A 1,263-nucleotide genomic window follows, 5' to 3' on the forward strand; every position below is an offset into this window, starting at 1 on the left:
GGTGCGAGCGCGCCCGAATCTGAGCCTGGTTCTGGAGAGTCACGGTTAAGGAATTGGTGAAGTGACGAGAGTCACTATCCCGTTTAGGAGACTGGATTGCTAGTGCTCTCTGGGTCAGAGCAGGTTCAACCTGACGCAGAGGAGGATCGGATGAGTGAATCTAAGTCGGAACTATCGGTTGTGAACCCCAATGCGGCGGGGATAGATTTAGGAGCCGATTACCATTGGGTGAGTGTTCCAGAAGGACGAGACAGTTTGAGCGTCCGCCGCTTTGCCTGTTTCACGGCTGACCTCCATGAACTGGCGAATTGGTTGAAGCACTGTGGCATCCAAACCGTGGCGATGGAATCGACGGGAGTCTATTGGATTCCAGTCTTCCAAATTTTAGAAACGGCAGGCTTTGAAGTCAAACTCGTCAACGCTCGTCATGTGCAAACAGTGCCCGGTCGCAAAAGTGATGTTTTAGATTGTCAGTGGTTACGCCAACTGCACAGCTATGGCTTGCTGTCAGGCTCCTTTCGCCCTGATGACCCCATCTGCGTGCTGCGGAGCTATATTCGCCAACGAGACACGTTGATCAAAAGTGCCTCAGCCCACATCCAACGGATGCAAAAAGCCCTGACCCAAATGAATGGGCAACTGCACCGGGTGATCAGCGATATTAGTGGCACCACGGGTCTTGCCATCCTGCGGGCGATTGTCGCGGGAGAACGCGATTTCGCTAAGCTGGCTGCCCTCAAAGATGGTCGCATCCATGCCAGGCGGAGATTGCAGCAGCTCTCACGGGGGACTACCGAAGCGAATTGGTGTTTATCTTGACCCAAGAACTGCAACTGTACGACATGTTTCAGGCTCAAATTGCCGCTTGTGATATCCAGATTGAGCAGTGTTTGGATCAGTTCGCAGACCAGGTTGATGTGACCCAATCGCCCCTACCTGCTGCCAAACGACGGGGCAAGAAGCAACCCGGCAATGCCCCCAGCTTTGACGTGCGAACCCACTTGTCCCGCATCAGTGGCATAGACTTTACTCAAGTGGATGGTTTGGGCGTGCTGACTGTCTTGACCCTGCTGTCTGAGCTGGGATTGGATGCATCTCGATTCCCTTCTGCCAAGCATTTTGCCTCCTGGTTAGGGTTGTGTCCAGGCAGTCGCATCACGGGAGGAAAGCGGAAAAGCTCTAAAACTCGGCAAGTGGCTAATCGGGTCGCTACCGCGCTCCGCATCGCAGCCCAAACGCTCTGTCGTTCCCATTCTGCCCTAG

Annotated in this window: 2 protein-coding genes; both read left to right on the forward strand. The window is 54.1% G+C overall.

Features of this window, described 5'->3' with window-relative positions:
• Positions 1-150 precede the first annotated feature (150 nt).
• Positions 151-819 carry an IS110 family RNA-guided transposase gene (locus tag A8707_RS29385; RefSeq protein ID WP_197485102.1) on the forward strand — a complete coding sequence of 223 codons (669 nt, stop codon included), beginning with the start codon at positions 151-153 and terminating at the stop codon, positions 817-819.
• Positions 816-1,263: transposase (locus A8707_RS29390; RefSeq protein ID WP_197485103.1), on the forward strand; the 448-nt coding region annotated here is incomplete at its 3' end. The genes A8707_RS29385 and A8707_RS29390, both read left to right, overlap by 4 nt.

The sequence above is a fragment of the Phormidesmis priestleyi BC1401 genome, assembly GCF_001650195.1.
Lineage (GTDB): Bacteria > Cyanobacteriota > Cyanobacteriia > Leptolyngbyales > Leptolyngbyaceae > Phormidesmis_A > Phormidesmis_A priestleyi_B.